Consider the following 19905-nt stretch of genomic DNA (forward strand, 5'->3'; position numbering starts at 1 on the left):
TGTGATTATATTTTCACAATCAATGTGACATAAAAATGGATGGTCATGACATGGCAACTGAACAACCAGCAATTACTCGCGCGACATTCGATGAAGTGATCCTGCCGATTTATGCACCGGCTGAGTTTATCCCGGTAAAAGGCAGAGGCAGCCGCGTCTGGGATCAGCAGGGCAACGAGTATGTTGATTTCGCAGGCGGTATTGCGGTGACGGCGCTGGGCCATTGCCATCCTGCGCTGGTGGACGCGCTGAAAACGCAGGGCGAAACGCTGTGGCACACCAGCAACGTATTCACCAACGAACCGGCGCTGCGTCTGGGGCGTAAGATCATCGATGCCACCTTCGCCGAACGCGTGCTGTTTATGAACTCCGGCACCGAAGCCAACGAAACCGCCTTTAAGCTGGCGCGCTACTACGCAACCACGCGTCATAGCCCGTACAAAACCAAAATCATCGCCTTCCATAACGCCTTCCACGGTCGCTCCTTCTTTACCGTTTCCGTTGGCGGCCAGCCGAAGTATTCCGACGGCTTTGGTCCGAAACCTGCGGATATCATCCACGTGCCGTTTAACGATCTCCACGCCGTTAAAGCGGTGATGGACGATCACACCTGTGCCGTGGTGGTCGAGCCCATTCAGGGGGAAGGCGGCGTCACGGCGGCCACCCCGGAATTTCTGCAAGGGCTGCGCGAGCTGTGCGACGAGCACCAGGCGCTGCTGGTGTTTGATGAAGTGCAGTGTGGGATGGGGCGTACCGGAGACCTGTTTGCTTATATGCACTACGGCGTAACGCCGGATATTCTGACCAGCGCGAAAGCGCTCGGCGGCGGTTTCCCGGTCAGTGCGGTGCTCACCACCCAGGATATCGCTTCCGCATTTCATGTGGGCTCACACGGCTCCACCTACGGCGGTAATCCGCTGGCGTGCGCCGTGGCGGGTGCGGCGTTCGACATCATTAATACGCCGGACGTCCTGAATGGCGTGAATGCGAAACGCGACCTGTTTGTGAAACATCTCCAGCAGATTGACCAACAGTTTGATGTCTTCAGCGACATCCGCGGGATGGGGCTGCTGATCGGCGCCGAACTGAAGCCGCAGTACAAAGGCCGCGCGCGCGATTTCCTGCACGCCGCCGCGCACGAAGGCGTCATGGTGCTCAACGCCGGGCCGGACGTGATGCGCTTTGCGCCATCGCTGGTGGTGGAAGACAAAGACATCGAAGACGGATTAACCCGTTTTGCCGCGGCGGTCGCGAAGATCGTCAGCGGCTAATACGCGGTTCGTTTTAACCGGCGCGTTAACCAAATCCCGTGATGCGGGCGCTGACGCCATGCCACCGACGAAATGGTGTGCATGGTGTTCAGGTGCCCGAGAACGCGCTGTAAATGCTGCTCAAGGGTGCTCATCGGCCCGTGGGTCAGCGTCTCCGGCGCTTCCAGAATGTTCGAATCCCCTGACTCGCCCGGCGCGTCATACTCCAGACGCTGCTGACAGCGCTGCAACGCAATTTCACACGACTGCAAATAGCGCTGCGCCAGATCCGGCGTCAGCATCGTGTGCTCCCGCGCCAGCGTCGTCATGGCATTGATGTGCTCGACGATAAACTGGCTGTGCGTGACCCACAGCTTCATGTCAGCCAGATAGTGCGCGTTAAAGCCCGGCTCCTGCATGGCCTGGTTAAGAGAGTTGAACAGGGCGTTATGCGCCTGGTTGACCTTCATGCGCTCGTAGGCCAGCGGAGAGGGCTGCGGGTCATCGCTCAGAATAAGACGAATGGCCTGCTGGTCAGCTTCGAGCGCGTCGTGGGCGTTCTGCCTCAGCAACCCGCTCTGCCACTGCGGCCACAGCCAGACCATGCCGCCAAAGGCGATCAGGCAGCCAATTAGCGTATCGACCAGCCGGGCAATAATAAACTGTTCCCCGTTAAGCGTGAGCAGTTGCAGGGTATACACCGCCGTGACCGTAAAGCCCACCATCGCCCAGCCGTAGTTTTTGCGGATGATCAGGTAGCTCACCAGCGTGATTGCCAGCATACCGGCCAGGGTATAGCCTTCCGGCACGTGAAAGTGCAGCGTCACGCCCGCGATAATCAGCCCCGCCATCGTACCGCCCGCCCGATGCAGAATGCGCACCCGCGTGGCGCCATAGCCGTTCTGGGTGACAAACAGCACGGTCATTAAGATCCAGTAGGGTTTCGGCAGGTGCAGGGCCATTCCCATCAGGCTGGCGATGCTCAGCATCACACTGATCCGCGCGGCATTGCGCAGGGCGGAAGATTTCAGTGATAGATAGCTTTTGAGCGCGGGCAGCAGCGGCAGCCGTTTTTGCTTATCGGCCATCAGGTCCCGGGCATAAAGCGGGCGCTGGGTGCGTAACACCCGGGCGATGCGGCTGAAATGCCAGGCAGCAAATTGCCCGACCGGGTTATCCGCGTGCTGACGCGCAATCTTTTCCAGCGCGCCGAGCTGTTTGTCCATGTTAAAGCGCGTCGGGTAGCGGTGATAGAGGATATCGTCAGCCAGCACCCGCAGGCGGGCCGCGACGGTCTGCGCGTTCCAGCGGATCACCGCTTCCGCATGGCTGCGCTCCACCAGCTTTTGCACCTCTTCCGGATTATGAAGGCTGACGGAGATATGCTCCTGCAAATCCAGCCCGACCTGGAAGGTTCGCAGCAGCCGCTTGTATTCATGATTTTTGTTGGCGGCAAGCATGTGCAACTGCTGATAGCACTGGCTGATCAGATCCACCACTTTTTGCTGGCGCGCCAGCAGCGGCGGCAGGGATTTTTCCGGGTCGGTATGTTGAGTGAGCAGGGTGTATTTTGCTTCGCAGTATTCAGCAAGCTGCACGTAGAGCAGGCTCAGGGATTCGCGCAGCGGCTGTTCCCGCCACAGCCAGAACCAGAACCAGTTAAACAGCCCGTACCATAGCGTGCCGAGGGCGTAAATCAGCAATGGCTCCCACACCGGCATATTGCCCGCAAGGCTTAAGGTGAAGATGGCGGCAATCAGCGACGCGGGAAGCAGGCGGGCGTGCAGCGAGCTGATTTCGGCGGTGACGCCGAGCGTCATCGCCAGCACGGTCAGGATCAGCGGCAGAGGAATGTCGCGGGCCAGTAAGAGTTGTACGGCAAGGCTACAGCCGGCAAACAGGCAGCCGCCAATAATCAGACGTTTAAAAAAGCGTTTATGCGGCGTATCCAGACCGGCAATGTTGCAGCAGGCGGGCACAAGAGAAAACAGCAGGCCTTGCTGAAGATGTCCGAGGATCAGGCCCACGGCCACGGGAAGACACAGCACCAGCGTTTGTCGCAGTGCGTAGTTAACTTCCGGGTGATAGATCAGCCTGCGCCACATGAGGAGTAGAGACAAAAACGGCGTGCCACCCTGCGGCGGCACGCCGTTTGACCGAAATTAACGGGTTCCGTAGACCACGATAGTTTTACCGTGGGCAGAGATCAGGTTCTGGTCTTCCAGCATCTTCAGGATACGGCCCACTGTTTCACGGGAGCAGCCGACGATCTGACCGATTTCCTGGCGGGTAATTTTAATTTGCATACCGTCAGGGTGGGTCATGGCGTCTGGCTGTTTCGCCAGGTTCAACAGCGTCTGCGCGATACGACCGGTCACGTCCAGGAAGGCGAGGTTACCCACCTTCTCAGAGGTCACTTGCAGACGGCGTGCCATCTGGGAAGAAAGACGCATCAGGATGTCAGGGTTGACCTGAATCAGCTGACGGAATTTCTTGTAAGAAATTTCAGCCACTTCACATGCTGTTTTTGCACGAACCCAGGCGCTACGTTCCTGGCCTTCTTCAAACAGGCCCAGTTCACCGATAAAATCGCCCTGGTTCAGATAAGAAAGGATCATCTCTTTCCCTTCTTCATCTTTGATCAGCACGGCCACCGAGCCTTTAACGATGTAATACAACGTTTCCGCTTTTTCACCCTGGTGAATCAGCGTGCTCTTTGATGGGTACTTATGAATGTGGCAATGAGACAAGAACCATTCGAGAGTCGGGTCTGTTTGCGGTTTGCCAAGCACCATGCGCTGTTATCCTCTGTTATAAGCTGTCACCAGAGTCATAAGATGCATCCGGACTCTGGGGTTGCAATCGAATTCTTACCCATACCTGGGAAGTCGGCTGTCGTAACGTTTCGCAGCCAGTAAAGTTTGATGTCCTCTGCATACATGTGTAACGTCAATGTATTACTGTAGCATCCAGAGTGTTTTAGCATAGCTTTCGCCGCGTGTCTCCTGGTGTCTCGCTTCAGCATGACGCAGGTCGCCTTCCGTTGCGAGAATTGTAACGTACACGTAATCTGTCATAAAAAATGCAACGTTGGAGTGAGTGAATATGCAAGCGCGTGTGAAATGGGTTGAAGGGTTAACGTTCCTGGGCGAGTCTGCTTCCGGGCACCAGGTTTTGATGGATGGCAACTCCGGCGATAAAGCGCCAAGCCCAATGGAAATGGTGCTGATGGCGGCGGGGGGATGCAGCGCGATCGACGTGGTGTCGATCCTGCAAAAAGGCCGTCATGACGTGACCGATTGTGAAGTGAAGCTGACGTCAGAACGTCGCGAAGAGGCGCCACGCCTGTTCACGCATATTAATCTGCACTTTATCGTCACCGGCAAAGAACTGAAGGATGCGGCGGTCTCGCGTGCGGTTGACCTGTCTGCGGAGAAATACTGCTCTGTGGCGTTAATGCTGGAGAAAGCGGTAAAAATCACCCATTCGTATGAAGTGATCGCGGCTTAATTTTTTGGCGGGTGGCGCTGCGCTGACCCGCCCTACAAAAGCACGCCCGTAGGCCGGATAAGCGAAGCGCCATCCGGCAACAGGCGTCACGCGATCTGCTTTCCTTCCATCAGCCGCTGCACCAGCGGTGTCATGATCAGCTCCATTGCCAGCCCCATTTTTCCGCCCGGCACCACTAACGTATTCATGTGCGAAATAAACGAACCCTGTAGCATCGCCAGCAGCCAGGGGTAATCAATGCCTTCCAGGTTGCGGAAGTGGATCACCACAAAGCTCTCGTCCAGCGACGGGATGCTTTTTGCAGCGAACGGGTTGGAGGTGTCCACGGTGGGGACGCGCTGGAAGTTAATGTGGGTTCGGGAGAACTGCGGCGTCAGGAAGTTGATGTAATCTTCCATGGAGCGCACCACCGAGTCCATGACCGCCTCTCGCGAATGGCCGCGCTCGCTCATGTCACGCGTCAGCTTCTGGATCCACTCAAGGTTAACAATCGGCACCACCCCCACCAGCAAATCCACGTGGCGCGCCACGTCGTGCTGAGGCGTCACCACGCCGCCGTGCAATCCTTCGTAAAACAGCACGTCAGTCGGTTCCGGCAGCGGCTGCCAGGGCGTGAACGTGCCGGGGACCTGGTTCCAGGGCACGGCTTCATCGTAGGTGTGGAGATACTTGCGGGACTGCCCGGTACCGCTTTGCCCGTATTCACGGAAGGTTTGCTCCAGCAGGCCGAAGTCATTCGCCTCCGGGCCGAAGTAGCTGATGTGTTTACCCAGATCGCGCGCCTTGCGGATGGCCATATCCATCTCCGGGCGCGTGTAGCGGTGAAAGCTGTCGCCTTCTACCTCTGCCGCCCGTAAGTTAAGCTGGGCGAAGATCTTGCGGAAGGCGAGGCTGGTGGTAGTGGTTCCCGCCCCACTCGAACCCGTAACGGCAATAACCGGATGTCTGGCAGACATAGCAACTCCCTGACTGGAAAAGTGTAAAGATCAGCCGTGAAACGCGTTGCGGGGCATGATATTGACCGTCTCATGCAGTTCGGACCATACCAGCACCACGTCGCCGCTTTTAAGCTGGCGCTTAACATCGTTGACCTTTTGTTCAAGCGAACGTTCATGTTCACCATAATCGGTGCCTTCGCGCAAGACAAAGCTTTCAATCAGATTATCGAGCGTGTCGGGAGAGAGAGCCTGCCAGGGAATAATCATTATTTACCGTCCAGATAAGCCGTTAACCAGTCGGGAATACGCGTCTCAAGCCACATTTTTGGCCGACGCAGCGTGCCGCCGACAAAGCCGACGTGTCCCCCGAATTGGGTGAGCTGATACTCCACGTTGGCCGGCAGATGATCGGGCGCCGGAATCGAGTGGTGATCCATAAACGGATCATCTTTGGCGTGGATAATCAGCGTAGGTTTCGTGATTTGGTTCAGTAAAGGCATGGCGCTGCACTGACGGTAATAGTCAATCGCATCGGCAAAGCCGTGAATTTTCGAGGTGATCAAATCATCAAACTCGCGCAGGCGCTTCACGCGTTTGAGCTGTTGCAGCGTCACAGGCAGCGTATCCGGATAGGCCTTCAGCTTGCGCGCGGCGTTGGCTTTCAGCAGGTTGAGCAGGTAGCGCTGGTACACTCGCGAAAACCCCTTTTCCATATGATAGCTGCACTGCTCCAGCATAAAGGGCGCAGAGACGATCACCGCCGCATCCAGCGGTACGGCGTCGCTCTCCTTCGCCAGCAGGCAGGCCAGCATATTGCCGCCCAGCGAATACCCCACCGCTGCCGTTGGCGCCTCGCCGAAATTGTCTCTTAGCCAGCGCAGGAACCAGGTACCGTCCTCGGTTTCACCCGAGTGATAAATACGTTTCTGACGATTAGGCTCGCCGCTGCATCCGCGAAAATGCATCACCACCCCAAGCCAGCCGCGGGCTTTCGCCGCCTCAATGAGACCGTGTGCGTAAGGGCTGTGCAGGCTGCCTTCCAGACCGTGAAACACCACCAGACGGGGTTTATGTCTGGCCCGATCCGGATCTTCGCTCCAGGCGAGATCCAAAAAGTCGCCATCCGGCAAATCCAGGCGTTGCCAGTGCGGGGTGAACTGTACCTTGCGGCGGATCAGGCGCGGCAGCATGGTTTGCAGGTGAGGGTTAGCCACACCGCGCATGGGCACGAACTCTGCGCTCTCTTCGGCTGCAATGTCGAAGTCTGAGGGAATGATTTGGGTCATAAGGGCGATGCTGATTCTTGTCAGAAATTAACTATACCTTCCGAATTGTACCCCGTTTAGCCCGTTTTTCCGAAACATGAACTGATCCCGATCACAAATATTTACCTTGATTATTACTCTCAGGCTAATGATTTGGCTCTACGCTTAATTGATGCCTTTCTCACCAGAGCGCACACTTTACTCAACGTTAAGCAAATCAGAATGATGTGCTGAATCAGGAGGTTAATAATGTTATCTGGGCAAACACCCACCCGGCCATGGAACACCCGACGCAGTGAGAAAGCGCGTCGTCTGGCGTCCGTACCGGTGCAGGGCAAGGTACTGCCAACCGGCGATCTTGTCGCCATGCTGGAAAAACTGATCGCACCAGGCGACAAAGTCGTTCTGGAAGGCAACAACCAGAAGCAGGCGGATTTCCTTTCCCGTTCACTGGCGGAAGTGAACCCGCAAATCGTGCACGATCTGCATATGATCATGCCGAGCGTGGGCCGCAGCGAACATCTGGACATCTTTGAGAAAGGCATCGCCCGCAAGCTGGACTTCTCCTTCTCCGGTACGCAAAGCCTGCGAATCTCCCAACTGCTGGAGGATGGTCAGCTCGAAATCGGGGCGATTCACACCTACATCGAACTCTACTCACGTTTATACGTCGACCTATCGCCAAACGTGGCGCTGATTGCCGGTTTTAAAGCGGACCGCAAAGGCAACCTCTATACCGGGGCGAGTACCGAAGATACTCCGGCGCTGGTGGAAGCCGCCGCGTTCCATGACGGCATCGTCATCGCGCAGGTGAACGAGCTGGTGGACGACGAGTGCGACCTGCCGCGTGTGGATATTCCGGGCTCGTGGATTGATTTTGTGGTGGTTGCCGATAAGCCGTTCTTTATCGAACCGCTCTTCACCCGTGACCCGCGCCTGATCAAACAGGAACATATCCTGATGGCGATGATGGCGATTAAAGGCATCTACGCTGAACACCAGGTGCAGTCCCTGAACCACGGGATTGGCTTTAACACCGCAGCGATCGAGCTGCTGCTGCCAACCTACGGCGAACAGCTCGGACTCAAAGGCAAAATCTGTAAACACTCGACCCTGAACCCGCATCCAACGCTGATCCCGGCCATCGAAAGCGGCTGGGTGGAGAGCGTCCACTGCTTCGGCGGCGAGCTGGGAATGGAAGAGTACATCCGCGCCCGTCCTGACGTGTTCTTTACCGGTGCCGACGGCTCCATGCGCTCTAACCGCGCCTTCTGTCAGCTGGCAGGTCAGTACGCGGTCGATATGTTTATCGGCTCCACGCTACAGGTCGACGGTTACGCTAACTCCTCAACCGTGACTCGCGGCCGTCTTTCCGGCTTCGGCGGCGCGCCAAACATGGGCCACGATCCGCACGGTCGTCGCCACGCCACACCGGCCTGGCTGAACATGATCACCGAGCCTGACCCGATGCAGCGCGGTAAAAAGCTGGTTGTGCAGATGGTGGAAACCTTCCAGGCGGGCGTGAAGCCAACCTTCGTGGAAAAACTCGACGCCGTTGAGGTCGCGAAAGCCTCCGGTATGCCGCTGGCGCCGGTCATGATCTACGGCGATGACGTCACCCACGTGCTGACGGAAGAGGGGATTGCTTACCTCTACCGGGCGAAAGATCTGGAAGAGCGTCGCGCCATGGTCGCCGCCGTGGCGGGTATCACCGATATCGGTCTGGGCGTTGACGCCAAACGCGTGGCGGAACTGCGCCAGAGCGGCAAGGTTGTGTATCCGGAAGATATGGGCATTCGCCGCACCGATGCCACCCGTTCGCTGCTGGCGGCCGGTAGCGTCGCGGACCTGGTGGAATGGTCCGGCGGTCTTTACAACCCACCTGCGAAATTCCGGAGCTGGTAATGAAACTTCTGCCCCAGATCCAGGTTGAAGGCGGTGCCGAATGGCTGGCGCGAACCGCCACGCAGTGTCTGATTGACGAAGCACGTTTAAGCCCGAAGCCCGGTCTGGTGGACAGCCGGGGGAACGGCGCGCACCACGATTTATCGCTTGCGCTGATGGAGCGCTCCGCTCACAGCCTGACCCCCACGTTTCAGGCGCTGGCGCAGCAGAGCTGGCAGCGTCCGGCGGATATTGCCCTCAGGCAAACCGTTGGCCGCCTGGGTCGCGAAGGTGAACGGCAGATGATGGCCGCTACCGACGGCGTGAACACGCACCGTGGCGCGATCTGGGCGCTGGGATTGCTGGTGAGCGCGGTGGCGATGCTGGGCGGCGATGCCCGGGCGCAAACCGTCGCGAACACCGCCGCTCAGCTGGCGAAGCTGCCGGATGACGCGGCGCCGAAAGTGTTCAGCAAGGGGTTACGCGTTACGCACCGCTACCGTGTGCCGGGCGCGCGTGAAGAGGCTCAGCAGGCGTTTCCGCACATCATGCAGCGCGCGCTGCCGCAGCTTCGCCTCAGCCGTCTCAACGGCAGCAGCGAAACGCAGGCCAGACTCGACGCGCTGATGGCGATCATGACCTCGCTCACCGACACCTGCGTGCTGTCGCGCGCCGGCATGGAGGGGCTGGACGCCATGCAGAACGGCGCCCGTGCGGTGCTGAACGCCGGAGGATGCGCAACCCTCGCGGGGCAGCAGGCGCTGGCGCGGTTAGACCGTCAGATGCTGGCGCTTAACGCCTCGCCGGGCGGAGCCGCAGACCTGCTTGCCGCCACGCTGTTTCTTGACCGCGCCGAAACGCCCTATTCAAAGCATTAAGAGGATGTTATGGAAAAAATCACATTGACCGTGCCCGCCAGCCGCGAAGTAAGCGGCAGGGCGCTGGCAGGGGTAGTCGGTTCCGGGGATATGGAGGTGCTTTTCACCGCCGAACCGGGCCAGACCTTAACCATTGATATCACCACCTCCGTCGACAACAGCCGCGGGCGCTGGGAGGCATTGTTCAACCGCCTGCAAACCGTCAGCAGCCTGCCCGCAGGTAAGCTGACCATCCACGACTTCGGCGCGACGCCGGGCGTGGCACGCATTCGTATCGAACAGGTTTTTGAAGGGGTGAACCATGCGTGATGACAGCAGCTTTATCGAATTAAAAGCGCGCCAGCGTGCGCAGGCGCTGCTCGACGACGGCAGCTACCGCGAACTGCTGGATCCGTTTGAAGGCATTATCTCTCCGTGGCTTGGGCCACAGGGGATTGTTCCTCAGGCCGATGACGGCATGGTGGTTGCGAAAGGGACCATCAACGGCCAGCCTGCGGTGGTGGTGGCGATTGAAGGCACCTTCCAGGGCGGCAGCATGGGCGAAGTGTCCGGCGCCAAAATGGCGGCAGCGCTGGAGCTGGCGGCGGAAGATAACCGCAACGGCATTCCGACTCAGGCGGTGCTGTGCCTCGAAACCGGCGGCGTACGTTTGCAGGAAGCCAACCTCGGCCTGGCGGCGATTGCCGATATCCACGCCGCGATCGTTGACCTGCGTCGCTATACCCCGGTCGTCGGGATTGTCGCCGGGACCGTGGGCTGCTTCGGTGGGATGTCTATCGCCGCGGCGCTGTGCAGCTACCTGATTGTGACCCGCGAAGCGCGGCTCGGCCTCAACGGTCCGCAGGTTATCGAGCAGGAAGCGGGCATTGAAGAGTATGACTCCCGCGACCGTCCGTTTATCTGGAGCATGACCGGCGGCGAAGTACGCTTTGAAAGCGGGCTGGTGGACGCGCTGGTGGGCGACGGCGTGAACGCGGTGAAAGCCGCGATGAACGACGCCATCGCCAAAGGCGTACCGGCGAAACATCGCACCGATAACTACGACGATTACCTGAACCGTCTGACGAATTTCGACACCCGCAAACAGGCCGATGCCGAACAGATTAAAGCGCTTTTTGCCCGGGAGGTGAAATGATGACTAACGCAATTAGCCGTGGCGAACTCTGGCTGGAAACTCTGGCCCCGAACGCGAAACGTCTGGAGGGGTTATGCCCGTCCGTGCAGGCCGCAGACGGCGAGCTAAACGGTGAAACGGTGCGTTTTGTCGCCGTGGTGCCGGACGCCAACAACCACTTCCCGCGCGCGGCGCAGGGTGAAGTCGGCCTGCTGGAAGGATGGACGCTGGCAAAAGTGGTCAGCGAAACCGTCGCCGCCGACGCAGATAAAGCCGTGAAGCGCCCGATTGTGGCGGTAATCGACGTCCCAAGCCAGGCCTATGGCCGTCGCGAAGAGGCGTTTGGTATCCACCAGGCGCTGGCCGGCGCCGCTGCCGCCTACGCTAATGCGCGGCTGGCGGGTCATCCGGTGATTGGTCTTATCGTCGGTAAGGCCATGTCCGGCGCGTTTCTGGCGCACGGCTACCAGGCTAACCGTCTGATTGCCTTCAACGATAAAGGCGTGCTGATCCATGCCATGGGCAAAGAGTCTGCGGCGCGCATTACGCTGCGTACCGTTGAGGCGCTGGAAAAACTGGCTGCAACCATTCCGCCAATGGCGTATGACATCAGCAACTACGCCACGCTGGGGCTGCTTTCCGACCTGCTGGATATCAGCAATCCGGATGCCCCTACCGAAAGCGATCTGACGCGGGTGAAAACCACCCTGCAACAGGCCATCAGCGACGCTCGTCAGGACACCACGTTGAAAAACCGTCTGGGTGCTGACAACCGCCGCAGCTCGGCGCTCGTACGTGAACGTATGCGAGCCAGCTGGTAAGTAAAAAGAGACCTGCCAGATGCATCACCCCGTGGGCGCGCCCGTTGCGTCCACGCGGGAACCTGCATCCTGAAAATAATAAACATCGCGCCAGTGCTTAAACTTTTTTACTACAGGTGATTTATGACTTACGTAATTGTTCATGCTCTTGCACCGATTTTCGTCATCATGCTGCTGGGATTCTGGGCCGGTAAGGCAAAGATGGTCGATAACAAAAATGTTTCCCTGCTGAATATCTTCGTGATGGATTTTGCACTCCCGGCTGCGCTGTTCAGCGCCACCGTGCAAACCCCGTGGACCGGCATCGTGGCGCAGTCGCCGCTGATCCTGGTGCTCACCCTGGCGATGTGGATCACCTATGCGGTCATCTACTTCCTCGCGACGAAAGTGTTTAAAAAATCCCCGCAGGATGCGGCCGTGCTGACGCTTACCGTCGCCCTGCCAAACTACGCGGCGCTTGGCCTGCCGATTCTGGGCAGCGTGCTGGGCGAAGGCCCTTCAACCTCACTGTCCGTGGCGGTCTCCATCGCCTGTGGTTCAGTGTTGATGACCCCGTTCTGCCTGCTGATTCTGGAGCGTGAGAAAGCCCGCGCCGAAGGCAATAACTCGGGTTCAACGCTTTCCATGCTGCCGGTGCTGATGTGGCGTTCCATTAAAAAACCGATCGTGATGGGCCCGCTGCTGGGTGTGATCCTGTCCGCTATCGGCATCAAAATGCCGGAGCTGGTACTGGCGGCGATTAAACCGCTGGGACTGTCTGCGACCGCTGCGGCGCTGTTCCTGACCGGGGTGATCCTCTCCGCGCGTAAACTTCAGATCAACACCATGGTGATCACTTCCACTATCGCCAAGCTGCTGATCCAGCCAGCGATCGCCTGGGGTATCGTTTTAATCTTCGGTCTGCACGGCTCCGTGGCGATCACCGCCATCCTGATGATTGCGCTGTCCGCGGGCTTCTTTGGCGTGGTGTTCGGTAACCGCTTTGGCGTGCAGTCGCCGGATGCTGAAGCCGTGCTGCTGTTGAGCTCCGTACTGTGTATCCTGTCGCTGCCGCTGTTTATCTCGCTGACTTCAGGAATGTAATCATGACCACAACATTACGCCCACACGACCTCATCTGGCTTACCGCGCGCGACGCCCTGGAAGGGGTTACCGAATCCTGGGTGGACGCGGCCTGGCATACCGGACTACCGGTAGTGGTGCGGCGTGATGTTGATAATGAAGGCCGTATTCCCGTTGGCGTGCGCGGATTGCGCCGCGACCAGCGGGCGGGCGGATGGGTGAAGCCTGAGAACGTGTTGCGCGTGGTGTCGCCCGAAGATTTGAGCGTTGCCGCCGACCTGCTGCGTTCGCCGTTTATCACTCAGCCGCCGGTTCAGGTGGCGCTTCAGCTTGCGCAGCAGTCGTGGACGTGGACGTGGGGGATAACCGGCAGTACGGGTTACGCGCTGGCGACCGGCATTCCGGTGATCCACGCCGACAGCGATCTCGATCTGCTCATCCGCGCCCCGCGTGCCGTTTCCCCTGAGGCGTTTACTGGCTGGCAGGCTCAGCTCAGCCGTGCGTTGTGCCGGGCGGATACGCAGGTGGACACGCCCGAGGGCGGATTCGCGCTGGCGGAATGGTTACGCGACGGCAAAACGCTGCTAAAAACGCAATGTGGACCGCGCCTGGTGGCGGATCCATGGCACAGGGAGGAGTAATGAAAATACTGTTTACCTTTCCGGGGCAGGGCACACAGCATGAAGGTATGCTGCAAAACCTGCCGGGAACGGAGCTGGAGCAGGCCCGTGCTGTGCTGGGGGCGGAAGTCGATACCCTGGACAGCGCATGCTCGTTAACCCACACCCGTGCGGTTCAGCTTTCGCTGTTGATTGCCGGCGTGGCGTGGGCGCGCGAGCTGGAACGTCGCGGCGTGTCGCCGGATATCGTCAGCGGGCTGTCCATTGGCGCTTATCCTGCGGCGGTTATCGCCGGCGCGCTGGACTTTACGGACGCGCTGAAGCTGGTGGCGTTGCGCGGCGATCTGATGGAGCAGGCGTATCCTCACGGCTACGGCCTGACGGCAATTATGGGGTTGACCCTGCCGCAGGTGGAAAACCTGATTCAGGGGACAGGAACCTATATTGCTAACCTGAACGCCGAAACGCAGATCGTGATTGCCGGAGCCGATGACGGCATGGCGCAGGTGGCGGAGCGCGCCCTGGCAAAAGGCGCGAGCAAGGCTAAGCGGCTGGCGGTGAGCGTACCGTCGCACTGTGAACTGCTGGCGGAACCGGCGCAGAAGCTGGTGGCAGCATTTAATTCGGTCACGCTTTCACGTCCGCGCTGTGCGTACCTGAGCGGCAGTACCGGACGCGTGCTCTGGCAGCCGGAGAAAATTGCCGACGATCTGGCGATGAATATGGCGCGAACCGTGCGCTGGCAGGAGGCGGTGATTTCCGCTAACGAGCGTGAAGCGCGGCTGGCGATTGAGATGCCGCCAGGGGGCATCCTGACCTGTCTGACGCGGCAGGCGGCGTGGGAAGGTGAATCCATTTCGCTGGAGCGCAGCGGGGTGGACGTGGCGGTGCATCTGGCGGGTCGGCTTCGTGCATGAGTTTTTAGCCCGGTGGCGCTACACTTACCGGGCCTACAATTCGGGAGTAGGCCCGGTAAGGCGCAGCCGCCACCGGGCAATAACATCAGGCACTATCCTGCAAACTTCTCGCATACATCCGCCCTTCCGCGGCCAATGCCCGCAGGCTCGGATCCTGCTCGCGGTTGCGGGCAAAGACGATCGCAATCAGCTGCTGCATCTGGTACGGCTGCGCCAGCTTCAGTAGCTGTACCGAATTTTCATACACTTTCTTCATCCTGCCCGGCATCAGCGTAAACCCGACCCCCGCCTGCACCAGACTCAGCATCGAGAAGATATCGTTTACGCGCGTCACAATCTCCGGCTCGAAACCGGCGATATGGAACGCTTCCTGGAACCCGGCGTAGGTCGCAAAGCCTTCTGCAAGCGCGACAAATTTCTGATCTTTGTAATCGCGGAGATCCGCTGGCCCGTGGGTATTCAGCGTGGCAGAGGCCGGTGCGGCAAGGAAAATATCGTCATGGAACAGGGGAAGCACTTCGAGGCTGTTACGGTCGATATCGCTTTCGGAAATAGAGATTAAAATCGCATCCAGCGATCCCTCATCCAGCATATGGAGCAGGGTTTCGTTCGAGCCCATCGTCAGATCCATCTCCAGATCCGGACGGCGCAGCTTCATGCCCATTATCAGGCGCGGCACGGTTTCCAGCGTCAGCGAGTAGAGCGTGCCGACGCGCAACCGTCCCTGGCCGATACCGGCGATCTTGCGCGACTCTTCCAGCCCGCGCTCCATCACCTGCATCACCTCCTGACAATACTCCAGCAGCGTCCACGCGGAGGGGAGGGCAATCAGGTTACGCCCTTTGTGAGCAAAGAGCGGGCAGCGGACGTTCTCTTCGAGGGTATGCAGCGCGCGGTGCACGCTGACACCGCTCAGGCCGAGCGTTTCGGCGGTACGTGCGATATTGCCCTTCTCCATGAACGTCATGAAGATGCTGAGCTTACGGAATGTAATCTCGCTCGTGGTATCGAAGCCCATAACCCTCCCGGCGTGTTAGTCGGCTTGCAGCATCGCTTCCAGCTGTTCCTGCGCGTCCAGCCATGCCATTTCGCACTCTTCGAGGCTGGATTTGGTTTTCGCCTGAGTTTGCAGACAGTCCGTCAGCTCCGCTTTGCGGCTCTGATTGTACAGTTCGCTGTCGCCCAGCTTCTCTTCGACGGCAGCAAGCGTGGCGTTGAGCTTCTCCATCTCTTTTTCGAGACGGGCAATCTCTTTACGCAGCGGCTGCGTCTGGGTGCGCAGTTCCGCTTCACGGCGCTTCTGGTCTTTACGCGCCTGGGCGCTGTTGGCGTTGTCTTTCGCTGACTCTTCCGGCTGGTTTTCCTGCTTCTGCACGTCCGTCAGCCACTGCTGGTAATCTTCCAGATCGCCGTCGAACGGCTCCACTTTGCCACCGTGCACCAGGTAGAGATCGTCGGTGGTGGAGCGGATCAGGTGGCGGTCGTGCGATACGACAACCAGCGCCCCTTCGAACTCTATCAGCGCTTCGGTCAGCGCCTGGCGCATGTCGAGATCGAGGTGGTTGGTCGGTTCATCAAGCAGCAGCAGGTTTGGACGCTGCCAGACGATCAGCGCCAGCACCAGACGGGCCTTTTCGCCGCCGGAGAAGCGCTCGGTGTTTTCAGTCACCTTATCGCCCTGGAAGCCAAAGCCGCCGAGGTAGTCGCGCAGCTTCTGCTCCATCTCCTGCGGCGCCAGGCGCGCCAGGTGCTGGATCGGCGATTCATCCGCGCGTAAAAATTCCAGCTGATGCTGGGCGAAGTAACCAAGCTTGATGCCTTTCGCCAGGCCGATTTCGCCGCTGACCGGGTTAAGCTCGCCCGCCAGCAGCTTGATCAGCGTCGATTTACCGGCGCCGTTACGTCCCAGCAGACCAATGCGTGAACCTGGCACCAGGTTGAGCTTGATAGAGTCGAGGATAATGCGATCGCCATAGCCCGCGCTCACTTTTTCCATTTTCAGCAGCGGGTTCGGCAGGCTCTCCGGCTCGCGGAAGCTGAAGTGGAACGGGTTATCCACGTGCGCCGGGGCGATCATCTCCATGCGTTCCAGCATCTTGATGCGGCTCTGCGCCTGCTTGGCTTTTGACGCCTTGGCCTTGAAGCGATCCACAAAGCTTTGCAGGTGCGCCACGCGCTGCTGCTGGCTTTCATACATCGCCTGCTGCTGGGCAAGGCGCGTCGCGCGCTGGCGCTCGAAAGAGCTGTAGTTGCCGGTGTATTCGAACATGCTTTGCTGTTCGATATGAATGATTTTATCCACTACCGGATCGAGGAAGTCGCGGTCGTGGGAGATCAGAATCAGAGTGCCCTGATAGCTCTTGAGCCACTTCTCCAGCCAAATAACCGCATCAAGATCGAGGTGGTTGGTTGGTTCATCGAGCAGCAAAAGGTCGGAGCGGCAGATCAGCGCCTGGGCCAGGTTAAGGCGCATGCGCCAGCCGCCCGAGAAATCGCTCACCGGGCGTTCAAGCTGTTCGTTGCTGAAACCCAGACCGTGCAGCAGGCTGGAGGCACGGGAGCGAATGGTCCAGGCATCGATGGCGTCCAGCTTGCCGTGGACGGTGGCGATGGCGTGGCCGTCGTTACGTTCGTTGGCGGCGTTGAGCTCCGCTTCGAGCTTGCGGTATTCACGATCGCCGTCGATAACATAGTCGAGCGCGGGTTCGCTCAGCGCGGGCGTCTCCTGGTTCACCCAGGCGAGCTGCCAGTTGCCCGGGAAGGTAAAGTTACCGCCATCCGCGCTTATCTCGTTTTTCAGCAGCGCCAGCAGGGTGGATTTACCGCAGCCGTTTTTGCCGACCAGCCCCACTTTCTGGCCCGGGTTGATGGTAGCAGTCGCGTTATCCAGCAGGACGCGCACGCCGCGACGAATTTGTAACGAGGAGAAAACAATCATAGAAGCGCCGTATGTTCCGACTATGTTAATTTGTCATTATGATAATGTAAGGTGTGGGCCATTTTCCCCACCGGGCCGCCATGGTAGCCCAAAACGACAACAATACACAAAAACAGAACCGGGAGGGGAGTGATGTCTCAGACAGCGAAAGTGCTGCTGCTGTATGCCCATCCGGAATCACAGGACTCGGTGGCGAACCGGGTGCTGCTTAAGCCGGCCACACAGCTCAGTAACGTAACGGTGCACGATCTCTACGCGCACTATCCTGATTTTTTTATCGATATTCCTTACGAGCAGGAACTGCTGCGTCAGCACGACGTGATTGTGTTCCAGCATCCGCTTTATACCTACAGCTGTCCGGCGCTGCTCAAAGAGTGGCTGGACCGCGTGCTGAGCCGGGGCTTCTCCAGCGGGGTGGGGGGCAACCAGCTGGCGGGAAAGTACTGGCGGAGTGTCATTACCACCGGTGAGCCGGAAAGCGCTTACCGTCACGACGGGCTGAACCGTTACCCCATGAGCGACATTCTGCGGCCGTTTGAGCTGACGGCGGCGATGTGCCGTATGCACTGGATGAGCCCGATTATTATCTACTGGGCACGGCGGCAGGATCCGAAAGCACTGGCGAGCCATGCCAGGGCCTATGGCGAATGGCTGGCGTCACCGATTCCGGCGGGAGGACGCTAATGGACGGTTCGAATTTACTCCTTGCCGGGGTGCTGTTTTTGTTTGCCGCCGTCGTCGCGGTCCCGCTTGCCGCGCGTCTCGGCATTGGCGCGGTGCTGGGCTATTTGCTGGCGGGGATCGCCATTGGCCCCTGGGGGCTTGGGTTTATCAGCGATGTGGATGAAATTCTCCACTTCTCCGAGCTGGGCGTGGTCTTCCTGATGTTTATCATCGGGCTGGAGCTGAACCCCGCCAAGCTGTGGCAACTGCGGCAATCTATTTTTGGCGTCGGGGCGGCGCAGGTGTTACTCAGCGCGGCCATTCTCGCGGGACTGCTGATGTTGACGCAGTTTTCCTGGCAGGCCGCGGTGATTGGCGGGATCGGTCTTGCGATGTCGTCGACGGCGATGGCGCTTCAGCTGATGCGCGACAAAGGGATGAACCGCAACGAGGCGGGGCAGCTGGGTTTTTCGGTGCTGCTGTTCCAGGATTTAGCGGTGATCCCGGCGCTGGCGCTGGTGCCGCTGCTGGCGGGCTCCGGAGACGATCATTTCGACTGGATGAAGATCTCCATGAAGGTGCTGGCCTTCGCGGGGATGCTGATCGGCGGACGGTTTTTACTGCGTCCGGTATTCCGGTTTATTGCCGCATCCGGCGTGCGCGAGGTATTCACCGCCGCAACGCTGCTGCTGGTGCTTGGCTCAGCGCTGTTTATGGATGCGCTGGGGCTGTCGATGGCGCTCGGGACGTTTATCGCCGGGGTGCTGCTTGCGGAAAGCGAGTACCGCCACGAGCTGGAGACCGCCATCGATCCGTTTAAGGGGCTGCTGTTAGGGCTGTTCTTTATCTCGGTGGGTATGGCGCTTAATCTTGGCGTGCTCTATACCCATCTGCTGTGGGTTATTGCGAGTGTCGCCGTGCTGGTGGCGGTCAAAACGCTGGTGCTGTATGTCCTCGCGAGGATTTACGGGCTGCGCAGCTCGGAAAGAATGCAGTTTTCCAGCGTGTTAAGCCAGGGTGGAGAATTTGCGTTTGTGCTGTTTTCCACGGCGTCGTCTCAGAAGCTGTTCAAAGATGACCAGATGGCGCTGCTGCTGGTGACGGTTACGCTGTCGATGATGACCACCCCGCTGCTGATGAAGCTGGTGGACAAACTGCTGTCGCGCCGCCTGAATCCCGCAGACGATGAAGACGAAGCGCCGTGGGTGGAAGATGATAAACCGCAGGTGATCGTCGTGGGCTTTGGTCGCTTCGGACAGGTGATTGGTCGCCTGTTGATGGCGAATAAAATGCGCATCACGGTGCTGGAGCGCGATATCAGCGCCGTCAACCTGATGCGCAAATATGGTTATAAGGTGTACTACGGCGATGCGACGCAGCTTGAGCTGTTGCGCTCGGCGGGGGCAGAGGCTGCGGAGTCCATCGTCATCACCTGCAACGATCCGGAAGACACGATGAAGCTGGTGGAGCTGTGCCAGCAGCATTTCCCGCATCTGCATATTCTGGCGCGTGCGCGTGGACGTGTGGAGGCTCACGAACTTTTGCAGGCGGGTGTGAAACACTTCTCCCGCGAAACCTTCTCCAGCGCGCTGGAGCTGGGACGCAAGGCGCTGGTTTCGCTGGGTATGCATCCTCACCAGGCGCAACGCGCCCAGATGCATTTCCGCCGGCTGGATATGCGAATGCTGCGTGAACTGATGCCCGTGCACAGCGACACGGCGCAGATCTCCCGCGTGCGGGAAGCGCGTCGCGAACTGGAGGAGATCTTCCAGCGTGAGATGCAACAGGAACGACGCCAGCTCGACGGCTGGGATGAATTTGAATAAAGGGTAACGAAAGATGGCTGTACGTAAACGCTTTATCGCGGGCGCAAAATGCCCATCCTGCCAGGCGCAAGATACGCTGGCCATGTGGCGTGAAAATAATATCGATATCGTTGAATGTGTTAAGTGCGGTCACCAGATGCGTGAGGCCGATAAAGAAGCCCGCGATCACGTTCGCAAAGAAGAGCAAGTGATCGGCATTTTTCATCCAGACTAGCGATA

General features: G+C 58.9%; 20 protein-coding genes. 13 read left to right on the plus strand and 7 right to left on the minus strand.

Annotation, left to right across the window (positions count from 1 at the left end):
* Positions 1 to 50 precede the first annotated feature (50 nt).
* A complete protein-coding gene (gene argD / locus ACOTX5_RS14215; protein WP_023295528.1) occupies positions 51 to 1271 on the plus strand; it encodes a bifunctional acetylornithine/succinyldiaminopimelate transaminase in 1221 nt (406 codons plus the stop codon).
* Here argD and ACOTX5_RS14220 read toward each other — a convergent pair.
* Positions 1268 to 3355, minus strand: a complete 2088-nt coding sequence (locus ACOTX5_RS14220) for a YccS/YhfK family putative transporter (RefSeq protein ID WP_006812214.1) — start codon at positions 3353 to 3355, stop codon at positions 1268 to 1270. The two genes, argD and ACOTX5_RS14220, sit on opposite strands and share 4 nt — an antisense overlap.
* Before the next feature lie 57 nt (positions 3356 to 3412).
* Positions 3413 to 4045 (minus strand): cAMP-activated global transcriptional regulator CRP, encoded by a 633-nt coding sequence (gene crp / locus ACOTX5_RS14225; protein WP_000242758.1) that lies wholly within the window; start codon positions 4043 to 4045, stop codon positions 3413 to 3415.
* Positions 4046 to 4355: 310 nt separating this feature from the next.
* Between crp and ACOTX5_RS14230 the strand changes: the two genes are divergently transcribed.
* Positions 4356 to 4760 carry an OsmC family protein gene (locus tag ACOTX5_RS14230; protein WP_015571423.1) on the plus strand — a complete coding sequence of 135 codons (405 nt, stop codon included), beginning with the start codon at positions 4356 to 4358 and terminating at the stop codon, positions 4758 to 4760.
* An 86-nt stretch (positions 4761 to 4846) separates the two neighbouring features.
* Here the strand turns inward: ACOTX5_RS14230 and ACOTX5_RS14235 are convergent, their stop codons facing one another.
* The 3 genes from ACOTX5_RS14235 to ACOTX5_RS14245 are packed head-to-tail and all read right to left on the minus strand — an operon-like array spanning position 4847 to position 6984.
* Positions 4847 to 5716: a phosphoribulokinase gene (locus ACOTX5_RS14235; RefSeq protein ID WP_003861663.1), complete on the minus strand. Its 870-nt coding sequence runs from the start codon at positions 5714 to 5716 to the stop codon at positions 4847 to 4849.
* A gap of 30 nt (positions 5717 to 5746) precedes the next feature.
* The gene (locus ACOTX5_RS14240) at positions 5747 to 5965 is read right to left on the minus strand and encodes a YheU family protein (protein WP_045910892.1); all 219 of its coding nucleotides are present in this window, start codon (positions 5963 to 5965) and stop codon (positions 5747 to 5749) included.
* Positions 5965 to 6984: a hydrolase gene (locus ACOTX5_RS14245; RefSeq protein WP_017693875.1), complete on the minus strand. Its 1020-nt coding sequence runs from the start codon at positions 6982 to 6984 to the stop codon at positions 5965 to 5967. Before ACOTX5_RS14245 ends, ACOTX5_RS14240 begins: the two co-directional genes overlap by 1 nt.
* A gap of 228 nt (positions 6985 to 7212) precedes the next feature.
* On the opposite strand from ACOTX5_RS14245, the gene mdcA reads away from it, so the two are divergent.
* The 8 genes from mdcA to mdcH all read left to right on the plus strand — a co-directional run bounded on the left by mdcA (position 7213) and on the right by mdcH (position 14259).
* Positions 7213 to 8868, plus strand: coding sequence for a malonate decarboxylase subunit alpha (gene mdcA, locus ACOTX5_RS14250; protein ID WP_234101238.1), 1656 nt, complete (start codon positions 7213 to 7215; stop codon positions 8866 to 8868).
* Complete coding sequence (locus ACOTX5_RS14255; RefSeq protein ID WP_017384166.1) at positions 8868 to 9725, plus strand: triphosphoribosyl-dephospho-CoA synthase; 858 nt, start codon at positions 8868 to 8870, stop codon at positions 9723 to 9725. The genes mdcA and ACOTX5_RS14255 overlap by 1 nt, the downstream gene beginning before the upstream one ends.
* Before the next feature lie 9 nt (positions 9726 to 9734).
* On the plus strand, positions 9735 to 10034 hold the full coding sequence (gene mdcC / locus ACOTX5_RS14260) for a malonate decarboxylase acyl carrier protein (RefSeq protein ID WP_000411786.1): 300 nt from the start codon (positions 9735 to 9737) through the stop codon (positions 10032 to 10034).
* Entirely contained in the window at positions 10027 to 10860 is an 834-nt protein-coding gene (locus tag ACOTX5_RS14265) for a biotin-independent malonate decarboxylase subunit beta (RefSeq protein ID WP_032669055.1), read from the plus strand. The genes mdcC and ACOTX5_RS14265 overlap by 8 nt, the downstream gene beginning before the upstream one ends.
* On the plus strand, positions 10860 to 11660 hold the full coding sequence (mdcE, locus tag ACOTX5_RS14270) for a biotin-independent malonate decarboxylase subunit gamma (protein ID WP_040118327.1): 801 nt from the start codon (positions 10860 to 10862) through the stop codon (positions 11658 to 11660). Before ACOTX5_RS14265 ends, mdcE begins: the two co-directional genes overlap by 1 nt.
* A 123-nt stretch (positions 11661 to 11783) precedes the next feature.
* Complete coding sequence (locus ACOTX5_RS14275; RefSeq protein WP_000222846.1) at positions 11784 to 12743, plus strand: AEC family transporter; 960 nt, start codon at positions 11784 to 11786, stop codon at positions 12741 to 12743.
* 2 nt (positions 12744 to 12745) lie between these two features.
* Positions 12746 to 13363, plus strand: coding sequence for a malonate decarboxylase holo-ACP synthase (locus ACOTX5_RS14280; protein WP_045910890.1), 618 nt, complete (start codon positions 12746 to 12748; stop codon positions 13361 to 13363).
* Positions 13363 to 14259: a malonate decarboxylase subunit epsilon gene (gene mdcH / locus ACOTX5_RS14285; RefSeq protein ID WP_017693877.1), complete on the plus strand. Its 897-nt coding sequence runs from the start codon at positions 13363 to 13365 to the stop codon at positions 14257 to 14259. Before ACOTX5_RS14280 ends, mdcH begins: the two co-directional genes overlap by 1 nt.
* 85 nt (positions 14260 to 14344) lie before the next feature.
* Here the strand turns inward: mdcH and ACOTX5_RS14290 are convergent, their stop codons facing one another.
* Positions 14345 to 15277 carry a LysR substrate-binding domain-containing protein gene (locus tag ACOTX5_RS14290; RefSeq protein WP_033488045.1) on the minus strand — a complete coding sequence of 311 codons (933 nt, stop codon included), beginning with the start codon at positions 15275 to 15277 and terminating at the stop codon, positions 14345 to 14347.
* A 15-nt stretch (positions 15278 to 15292) separates the two neighbouring features.
* A complete protein-coding gene (locus ACOTX5_RS14295) occupies positions 15293 to 17197 on the minus strand; it encodes an ABC transporter ATP-binding protein (RefSeq protein ID WP_045910889.1) in 1905 nt (634 codons plus the stop codon).
* 132 nt (positions 17198 to 17329) lie between these two features.
* On the opposite strand from ACOTX5_RS14295, the gene kefG reads away from it, so the two are divergent.
* The 3 genes from kefG to ACOTX5_RS14310 are packed head-to-tail and all read left to right on the plus strand — an operon-like array spanning position 17330 to position 19900.
* On the plus strand, positions 17330 to 17881 hold the full coding sequence (gene kefG / locus ACOTX5_RS14300) for a glutathione-regulated potassium-efflux system ancillary protein KefG (protein ID WP_003861686.1): 552 nt from the start codon (positions 17330 to 17332) through the stop codon (positions 17879 to 17881).
* On the plus strand, positions 17881 to 19686 hold the full coding sequence (gene kefB, locus ACOTX5_RS14305) for a glutathione-regulated potassium-efflux system protein KefB (RefSeq protein ID WP_017384173.1): 1806 nt from the start codon (positions 17881 to 17883) through the stop codon (positions 19684 to 19686). Before kefG ends, kefB begins: the two co-directional genes overlap by 1 nt.
* A 13-nt stretch (positions 19687 to 19699) precedes the next feature.
* Entirely contained in the window at positions 19700 to 19900 is a 201-nt protein-coding gene (locus ACOTX5_RS14310) for a YheV family putative zinc ribbon protein (RefSeq protein ID WP_003861689.1), read from the plus strand.
* Positions 19901 to 19905 lie beyond the last annotated feature (5 nt).

It is taken from the genome of Enterobacter cloacae complex sp. IR5441 (assembly GCF_049238215.1).
Lineage (GTDB): Bacteria > Pseudomonadota > Gammaproteobacteria > Enterobacterales > Enterobacteriaceae > Enterobacter > Enterobacter hormaechei_C.

What these genes read in the sequence shown, in the direction of transcription:
- argD (WP_023295528.1), top strand. Translation starts at nt 51, where the DNA reads ATGGCAACTGAACAACCAGCAATTACTCGCGCGACATTCGATGAAGTG.
- ACOTX5_RS14220 (WP_006812214.1), bottom strand. Translation starts at nt 3,355, where the DNA reads ATGTGGCGCAGGCTGATCTATCACCCGGAAGTTAACTACGCACTGCGA.
- crp (WP_000242758.1), bottom strand. Translation starts at nt 4,045, where the DNA reads ATGGTGCTTGGCAAACCGCAAACAGACCCGACTCTCGAATGGTTCTTG.
- ACOTX5_RS14230 (WP_015571423.1), top strand. Translation starts at nt 4,356, where the DNA reads ATGCAAGCGCGTGTGAAATGGGTTGAAGGGTTAACGTTCCTGGGCGAG.
- ACOTX5_RS14235 (WP_003861663.1), bottom strand. Translation starts at nt 5,716, where the DNA reads ATGTCTGCCAGACATCCGGTTATTGCCGTTACGGGTTCGAGTGGGGCG.
- ACOTX5_RS14240 (WP_045910892.1), bottom strand. Translation starts at nt 5,965, where the DNA reads ATGATTATTCCCTGGCAGGCTCTCTCTCCCGACACGCTCGATAATCTG.
- ACOTX5_RS14245 (WP_017693875.1), bottom strand. Translation starts at nt 6,984, where the DNA reads ATGACCCAAATCATTCCCTCAGACTTCGACATTGCAGCCGAAGAGAGC.
- mdcA (WP_234101238.1), top strand. Translation starts at nt 7,213, where the DNA reads ATGTTATCTGGGCAAACACCCACCCGGCCATGGAACACCCGACGCAGT.
- ACOTX5_RS14255 (WP_017384166.1), top strand. Translation starts at nt 8,868, where the DNA reads ATGAAACTTCTGCCCCAGATCCAGGTTGAAGGCGGTGCCGAATGGCTG.
- mdcC (WP_000411786.1), top strand. Translation starts at nt 9,735, where the DNA reads ATGGAAAAAATCACATTGACCGTGCCCGCCAGCCGCGAAGTAAGCGGC.
- ACOTX5_RS14265 (WP_032669055.1), top strand. Translation starts at nt 10,027, where the DNA reads ATGCGTGATGACAGCAGCTTTATCGAATTAAAAGCGCGCCAGCGTGCG.
- mdcE (WP_040118327.1), top strand. Translation starts at nt 10,860, where the DNA reads ATGACTAACGCAATTAGCCGTGGCGAACTCTGGCTGGAAACTCTGGCC.
- ACOTX5_RS14275 (WP_000222846.1), top strand. Translation starts at nt 11,784, where the DNA reads ATGACTTACGTAATTGTTCATGCTCTTGCACCGATTTTCGTCATCATG.
- ACOTX5_RS14280 (WP_045910890.1), top strand. Translation starts at nt 12,746, where the DNA reads ATGACCACAACATTACGCCCACACGACCTCATCTGGCTTACCGCGCGC.
- mdcH (WP_017693877.1), top strand. Translation starts at nt 13,363, where the DNA reads ATGAAAATACTGTTTACCTTTCCGGGGCAGGGCACACAGCATGAAGGT.
- ACOTX5_RS14290 (WP_033488045.1), bottom strand. Translation starts at nt 15,277, where the DNA reads ATGGGCTTCGATACCACGAGCGAGATTACATTCCGTAAGCTCAGCATC.
- ACOTX5_RS14295 (WP_045910889.1), bottom strand. Translation starts at nt 17,197, where the DNA reads ATGATTGTTTTCTCCTCGTTACAAATTCGTCGCGGCGTGCGCGTCCTG.
- kefG (WP_003861686.1), top strand. Translation starts at nt 17,330, where the DNA reads ATGTCTCAGACAGCGAAAGTGCTGCTGCTGTATGCCCATCCGGAATCA.
- kefB (WP_017384173.1), top strand. Translation starts at nt 17,881, where the DNA reads ATGGACGGTTCGAATTTACTCCTTGCCGGGGTGCTGTTTTTGTTTGCC.
- ACOTX5_RS14310 (WP_003861689.1), top strand. Translation starts at nt 19,700, where the DNA reads ATGGCTGTACGTAAACGCTTTATCGCGGGCGCAAAATGCCCATCCTGC.